Below are 7,115 nucleotides of genomic sequence, written 5' to 3'. Positions count from 1 at the left end.
CGTCATGGCGCTGGCGGCGATCGTCGCGGTCGCCGCGCTCTGGGGACTCGTGCGGCCCAAGACGGTGCCGCCGCTCAGCGACTGACGGGCGTCGGATGCCGCGGCGGCTCGTGGCGGCATCCGCTCGTCGCTCGCGCCGGCGTCGCACCCGACCACGCCCGCCGATGTCAAGGGGCGCGCGCCGCGGCATCCGATCGCGCCGACCTTGGCTAGCGTGGACGGATGACGGACCGCGACGAGGAGCCGACCCGCCGACCGAGCGACGCACTCGACACGTCAGCGCCCGACGTCGACGCTGCTGAAGTGGAGACGCCCGACGCGGAGGCGCCCGACACCGAGGCCGAGGCCGCCGGCCACGACGAGACGCCGGCCGCCGTCGACGACCTGCATCCCGTGCAGCGGGAGGCGCGGGCCCGCCGGCTCGGGCGACGCGTACCGCTCGTGGCCGGGATCGTCGCGGTCGTCATGGCCGCACTCCTGGGCCTCGTGATCATGGCGCGACTCGACGGGCTGCCCTTCGAGTTCGACGAGGAGTGGGCCGAGGAGCTGTTCGAGGCGCGCGGACCGGTCGGCGACATCTTCGCGTTCTTCATGAACGACCTGGGCGGCGGGGTCTTCGGCGTGTTCGTCGTGCCCGTCGTCATCGCGGTGGTGCTGCTCGTCTGTCGCAGGCCGTGGGGGGCGCTGTACTTCATCGTCGCGTCGATCGTGAGCGCGGGGGTCGTGCAGCTGCTGAAGAACCTCTTCGGCCGGGCGCGGCCCGAGGACATCCTCGTGCACTCGGACTTCGGCTCATTCCCGTCGGGGCATGTGGCGAATGCGGCCACGATCGCTGTGGCGATCGGGGTGATCGTGCCGATCGTCTGGGTGTGGATCACCGGGGCGGCGTACACCGTGCTGATGGCCGTGAGCCGCACGTACCTGGGCGCGCACTGGCTCTCGGACACGCTGGGCGGACTCCTCGTGGGTGCGGGCGCCGCCCTCGTGCTCTGGGCGGTCTTCGCGACGCCGCTCGAGCGCGAACGCCTCGCGTGGATCGCCCGGGTCTCGAAGCGCAATGCCGAACGGGCGCAGGCGCACGTCACGCCGCCCGCGCGGCCCCGCGGCACCGCGGCCTGACCGTCGCCCCACCGACGCCCGAGGCGTCGCCACGCCGTCGCCCGACCACGACTCCGGCGGGCGCCTACAACGTTGTAGAGTGGGCGCTCAGGAATCGAGGAGGCCGTCCATGGCGTCGACGCTGCACGATGTCGCGAAGCTCGCCGGCGTCTCCATCAAGACGGTGTCGAACGTCATCAACGACTATCCGCACATCCGCCCGGCGACCCGGGCGCGCGTGGAGGCCGCCGTCGCAGAGCTCGGCTACACGCCGAACCTCACCGCTCGCAGCCTGCGATCGGGCCGCACCGGCGCGATCGCCCTCGCGGTGCCCGACCTGGGGCTCAGCTACTTCGCCGAGCTCGCGGCATCCGTCATCGAGGCGGCCGAGGAGGCCGGGGTCGTGGTGCTCGTCGAGCAGACCGGCGGAGACCGCGACCGCGAGATCGAGCTCCTGCGCAGCCCGCGCCTGAAGATGACCGACGGGCTGATCTTCAGCCCGCTCGGCATGGGGCAGGAGGACGTCGAGCGGCTCGAGGTGCCGTACCCGCTCGTCGTGCTCGGCGAGCGCATCTTCGACGGCCCGGCCGACCACGTGACGATGCAGAACGTGGAGGCGGCCCGCGCAGCCACGCAGCTGCTGCTCGAGTCGGACCGGCGCCGCATCGCCGTCATCGGCGCGCACGAGGGCGAGGTGATCGGCTCCGCCGGCCTGCGCCTGCGCGGCTATCGCGAGGCGCTGGATGCCGCGGGCGTGCCGTTCGACGAGTCGATCATCGGCTACACCACGCTCTGGCATCGGTCGAACGGCGCCAGGTGCCTGCACGAGCTGCTCGACCGCGGCGTGGAGTTCGACGCCGTCTTCGGGCTCAACGACACGCTCGCGCTGGGTGCGATGCGCGCCCTCCAGGAGTCGGGGCGCCGCGTGCCCGAAGACGTCGCGGTCATCGGGTTCGACGACCTCGACGAGGCGCGCTATACGATCCCGTCGCTCACGACGGTCGATCCGGGGCGGGAGTGGATCGCCAGGACGGCCGTCCGCACGCTCCTGCAGCGCATCGAGACGGCCGACGCGGCTGGGCCTCCGCGACTGCTCCTGGCGGACTTCACGATCGCCGAGCGCGAGTCCGCGCGACCGCGTCCGGCGTGATCGGGGGCCATCCGTCACGGTCTCGTCATGCGGCTTGACATCGAACGGATCGCACGGCACCATGTCTCTACAACGTTTACTTTACAACGTTGTAGAAGACTCGGAACTCGCCGTGGAGCCCCCTCTCGCGGCGAGTTCGAGCACATCGCCAGAGACAACGGTGTCAGCACCGCGAGAGGAACGAACACAGCCATGAAGTCGAAGATCCTGGCCGCGAGCGGCGTCATCGCCGTGGCCGCCGCCGCGCTCACGGGCTGCTCGGCCGGCGAGGCCGAAGCATCCTGCACCAACGAGATCACCAAGCCCGACGCGACGCAGGTCAGCGTCTGGGCCTGGTACCCCGCCTTCGAAGACGTCGTCGACCTCTTCAACGAGAACCACGATGACGTGCAGATCTGCTGGACGAACGCCGGCCAGGGCAACGACGAGTACACGAAGTTCTCGACGGCCGTCGAGTCGGGCTCGGGCGCCCCCGACGTCATCATGCTCGAGTCCGAGGTGCTCTCGAGCTTCTCGATCCGCGACGCGCTCGTCGACCTCACCGAGTTCGGCGCCGACGACGTGAAGGGCGACTACACCGAAGGTGCATGGAAGGACGTGTCCAGCGGCGACGCCGTCTATGCGATCCCGGTCGACGGYGGCCCCATGGGCATGCTCTACCGCAAGGACATCCTCGACCAGTACGGCATCGCCGTGCCCACGACGTGGGACGAGTTCGCCGCCGCCGCGCAGGCCCTGAAGGACGCGGGCGCGCCCGGCGTGCTCGCCGACTTCCCGACCAACGGCCGTGCCTACAACCAGGCCCTGTTCGCGCAGGCCGGCTCCGTGCCGTTCGCCTACGACAACGCTGAGCCGACCTCGATCGGCATCGACGTGAACGACGAGGGCTCGAAGAGCGTGCTCGCCTACTGGGACCAGCTCGTCAAGGACGGCCTCGTCGCGACCGACGACGCCTTCACCGCCGACTACAACACGAAGCTCGTCGACGGCAGCTACGCGATCTACGTCGCCGCGGCATGGGGCCCCGGCTACCTCGGGGGCCTCTCCGACGCCGACGCCGACGCCGAGTGGAAGGCCGCACCGGTTCCCCAGTGGGATCCGGCCAACCCCGTGCAGATCAACTGGGGCGGCTCGACGTTCGCGGTGACGAGCCAGGCCAAGGACAAGGAGGCGGCCGCGGTGGTCGCCAAGGAGGTCTTGGGCACCGAGGAGGCATGGAAGATCGGCATCGAGAAGGCCGCCAGGCGCTCGACGACCTGCAGGCCTCGCTCGAGCAGTACGCCACCGAGCAGGGCTTCACCCTCCTGTGACCGGTTGCCGCGTCCCGGCGCCCGCCGGGACGCGGCACCCCTCGCACGCACCGATGAAGGAAGCGAGACCATGACCACGCACTCGACCCTGGCCGCACCCGCCGCGGCCGTGGCACCCGCGAGGCCCGCGAGGCGGCGCGCGCCCAGAGGGGGATCGAAGCTCGAGCAGCGTCGCCAGCGCTGGGGGTGGCTGTTCGTCTCCCCGTTCCTCCTGGTGTTCGCGCTCTTCCTGATCTTCCCGCTGTTCTACGCCTTCGGCATGAGCCTGTTCACCTCGACGCTCGCCACGGGCACGAAGTTCACCGGCATCGACAACTACCTCAAGGCGTTCAGCGACCCGCTCTTCCTCGAGGGCCTCCTGCGCGTGGCGGCCTTCGCGGTCGTGATGATCCCGGCGCAGCTCATCGTGGCGATGGCCGCGGCGCTCGTGCTCGATACGCTCGTCACCCGCCTCGCGAGCCTCTCGCGGCTCCTGATCTTCGCGCCGTACGCGATCCCGGTCGTCATCGGCGCGCTCATGTGGAGCTTCCTCTACAGCCCCCGGTTCGGCCCGGGTGCGACGCTGTTCGACCTCATCGGTCAGCCGACACCCGACTTCCTCGCCTCCGACACCGTCTTCGCGAGCCTCGTCAACATCGTCACGTGGCAGTGGTCGGGCTACTACATGGTCGTCATCTACGCGGCCCTGCGATCGATCGACCCGGCGATCTACGAGGCCGCTCGCATCGACGGCGCCAACGGCTGGCAGACGGCGACCCGCATCAAGGTGCCGATGATCTCGTCCTCCGTCGTGATGGTCATCACGTTCGCCCTCATCGGCACGCTGCAGTTCTTCACCGAGCCGGTGGTGCTCCGCAACATCGCGCAGGGCGCCATCGACGCGGCGTACACCCCGAACATGTACGCGTACTCGCTGGCGTTCTCCTACAGCCAGTTCAACTACGCGTCGGCCATCGCGTTCTCGCTCGGCATGCTCGTGTTCGCGGGGTCCTTCGTCTTCCTCTTCCTCACGCGCAAGCAGAGCGGACTCAAGTGATGAGCGTCTTCGCCCCCCGCGCCGACGTGCGCGACGAACCCCTGACCACCGTCACCGGCGTGCCCTCGCGGACCGACCGCGGCGCATCCGATCGACGCCGCCGCAACGGCGGGCGCCGCATCGGCTCGCAGGCGTTCCTGATCATCCTCGCGATCTACTTCGTCTTCCCGATCTGGTGGCTCGTGGTGGCCGCGACGAAGAACACGTCGGGCCTGTTCGGCTCCAGCCCGTTCTGGTTCGACGACCACTTCGCCCTCTTCGAGAACATCGCGGGGCTGTTCACCCACCAGGGCGGCATCTACTGGCGATGGCTCGCGAACTCGTTCGTCTACGCGTTCGCCGGCGGCATCGGTGCGACCGTGCTGGCGATCCTCGCGGGATACGGCTTCGCGAAGTACCGGTTCCGAGGTCGTGGCGCCGTGTTCACGATCATCCTCGGCTCCGTCATGGTGCCGCTGACGGCGCTCGTGATCCCGACGTTCATGCTGCTGAGCCAGTACGGCATCATCAACACGCCGTGGGCGGTCATCCTGCCGAGCCTGCTGAGCCCCTTCGGTGTGTACCTGATGCGCGTCTACACGCAGGACGCCGTGCCCGACGAGATGCTCGAGGCCGCCCGCATCGACGGCGCGGGCGAGCTGCGCACGTTCTTCCAGGTGGCGCTGCCGCTGCTGCGGCCCGCGATCGTCACGGTGCTGCTGCTCTCGGTGGTCGGCACCTGGAACAACTTCYTCCTTCCCCTCGCCGTGCTCACCGATCCCGACCTGCTCCCCGTCACCGTCGGCTTGAACCGCTGGACGGCGCTCTCGAACGCGGGCGCCGGCGGCGAGCAGGTCTGGAACCTCATCACGACGGGCTCGTTCGTGTCGATCCTGCCGCTGATCCTCTCGTTCCTGTTCCTCCAGCGCTACTGGCAGGGCGGCCTCGCCATCGGCAGCATCAAGTAGTCCCGACAGATCCACCGCACCTCAGACAGAAAGCAGTCCATGCCCACCGCACGCCTGACCATCGACCCGCACTTCACCATCGGGCCCGTCAACCGGCGCGTCTTCGGCGGCTTCGTCGAACACCTCGGCCGGCACGTCTACGACGGCATCCACGAGCCCAGCCACCCCACCGCCGATGCCGACGGCTTCCGCGCCGACGTCGTCGAGCTCGTGAAGGAGCTCGGCGTCTCGACGATCCGCTACCCGGGCGGGAACTTCGTCTCGGGCTTCCGCTGGGAGGACAGCGTCGGGCCCCGCGAGGAACGGCCGCGCCGCCTCGACCTCGCCTGGCACTCCACTGAGACGAACGAGGTGGGCCTGCACGAGTTCGCCGGCTGGCTCGACCAGGTGGGCAGCGAGCTGATGCTCGCCGTGAACCTCGGCACCCGGGGCACGCTGGAGGCGCTCGACCTGCTCGAGTACTCGAACATCGCGGGCGGCACGGCCCTCTCGCAGCGCCGCATCGACAACGGTCGCACCGACGCGTTCGGCGTGAATATGTGGTGCCTCGGCAACGAGATGGACGGCCCGTGGCAGCTCGGCCACCGCTCGGCGGAGGACTACGGCAAGCTCGCGTCGCGCACCGCGAAGGCCATGCGCCAGCTCGACCCGTCGGTCGAGCTCGTGGTCTGCGGCTCGTCGAGCGCGCACATGCCGACGTTCGGCGAGTGGGAGCGCGTCGTGCTCTCGCACACCTACGACGACGTCGACTACATCTCGTGCCACGCGTACTACGAGGAGAAGGACGGCGACCTCGGCAGCTTCCTCGCCTCGGCGGTCGACATGGACGGCTTCATCGAGACGGTCGTCGCGACCGCCGATCACGTGAAGGCCGTGCGTGGAAGCGACAAGACCGTGAACATCTCGTTCGACGAGTGGAACGTCTGGTACCTCTCCCGGTTCCAGAACGTCGACAAGATCGAGGGGCTCGACAACTGGCCGGTCGCGCCGCGCCTCCTCGAAGACGTGTACTCCGTGGCCGACGCCGTGGTCTTCGGCAACCTCATGATCTCGCTCATCAAGCACGCCGACCGGGTCACGAGCGCCTCCCTCGCACAGCTCGTGAACGTGATCGCGCCGATCATGACCGAGCCCGGCGGCCCGGCGTGGCGGCAGACGACGTTCTTCCCCTTCTCGATCACCTCGCGGCTCGCGCAGGGCGAGGCGCTCGAGCTGAAGCTCGATGCGCCGACGTACGAGACGAAGGAGTACGGCGAGGTCGCGCTCGTCGACGCCGTGGCCACCCACGAACGCGAGACCGGCCGCACGGCGGTGTTCCTCGTGAACCGCAGCCAGGACGAGGCGCTGACCCTCACGATCGACATCGCCACGCTCGGCGGTGACCTCTCGGTGCTCGAGGCCCACACCCTGTCCGACGACGACGTGTACGCGAAGAACACCCTCGAAGACCCCGAGCGCGTGGCCCCGCGGGCGAACGACTCCGTGCGCATCGACGGCGGCGAGCTCACCGTGACCCTGCCGCCGGTGTCGTGGACCGCGATCTCGCTCGGCTGAGGCCCGGCGCGGCGCGGCGG

The 7,115-nt window shown here is 69.5% G+C and carries 5 protein-coding genes; all 5 read left to right on the top strand.

The genetic code is table 11. From position 1 onward, the window contains the following. Window positions 1–222: 222 nt before the first annotated feature. The 5 genes from AC1DY2_RS16830 to arfA all read left to right on the top strand — a co-directional run bounded on the left by AC1DY2_RS16830 (window position 223) and on the right by arfA (window position 7,095). Window positions 223–1,119 carry a phosphatase PAP2 family protein gene (locus AC1DY2_RS16830; protein ID WP_476763456.1) on the top strand — a complete coding sequence of 299 codons (897 nt, stop codon included), beginning with the start codon at window positions 223–225 and terminating at the stop codon, window positions 1,117–1,119. A 109-nt stretch (window positions 1,120–1,228) separates the two neighbouring features. Further along, window positions 1,229–2,248, top strand: coding sequence for a LacI family DNA-binding transcriptional regulator (locus AC1DY2_RS16825; protein WP_476763455.1), 1,020 nt, complete (start codon window positions 1,229–1,231; stop codon window positions 2,246–2,248). Window positions 2,249–2,440: 192 nt separating this feature from the next. Next, the gene (locus AC1DY2_RS16820) at window positions 2,441–4,594 is read left to right on the top strand and encodes an extracellular solute-binding protein (RefSeq protein WP_476763454.1); all 2,154 of its coding nucleotides are present in this window, start codon (window positions 2,441–2,443) and stop codon (window positions 4,592–4,594) included. After that, entirely contained in the window at window positions 4,594–5,541 is a 948-nt protein-coding gene (locus AC1DY2_RS16815) for a carbohydrate ABC transporter permease (protein WP_476763453.1), read from the top strand. The genes AC1DY2_RS16820 and AC1DY2_RS16815 overlap by 1 nt, the downstream gene beginning before the upstream one ends. A gap of 39 nt (window positions 5,542–5,580) precedes the next feature. Further along, entirely contained in the window at window positions 5,581–7,095 is a 1,515-nt protein-coding gene (arfA, locus tag AC1DY2_RS16810; RefSeq protein WP_476763452.1) for an arabinosylfuranosidase ArfA, read from the top strand. Window positions 7,096–7,115 lie beyond the last annotated feature (20 nt).

The sequence above is a fragment of the Agromyces sp. P1_H4 genome, from assembly GCF_056405255.1.
Note: the sequence above shows the minus strand (reverse complement) of the source record. Positions and strands in the feature narration are given on the sequence as shown.

Bases quoted from the DNA above. Each gene is read 5' to 3' on its own strand.
- AC1DY2_RS16830 (WP_476763456.1), top strand. From the start codon at position 223: ATGACGGACCGCGACGAGGAGCCGACCCGCCGACCGAGCGACGCACTC.
- AC1DY2_RS16825 (WP_476763455.1), top strand. From the start codon at position 1,229: ATGGCGTCGACGCTGCACGATGTCGCGAAGCTCGCCGGCGTCTCCATC.
- arfA (WP_476763452.1), top strand. From the start codon at position 5,581: ATGCCCACCGCACGCCTGACCATCGACCCGCACTTCACCATCGGGCCC.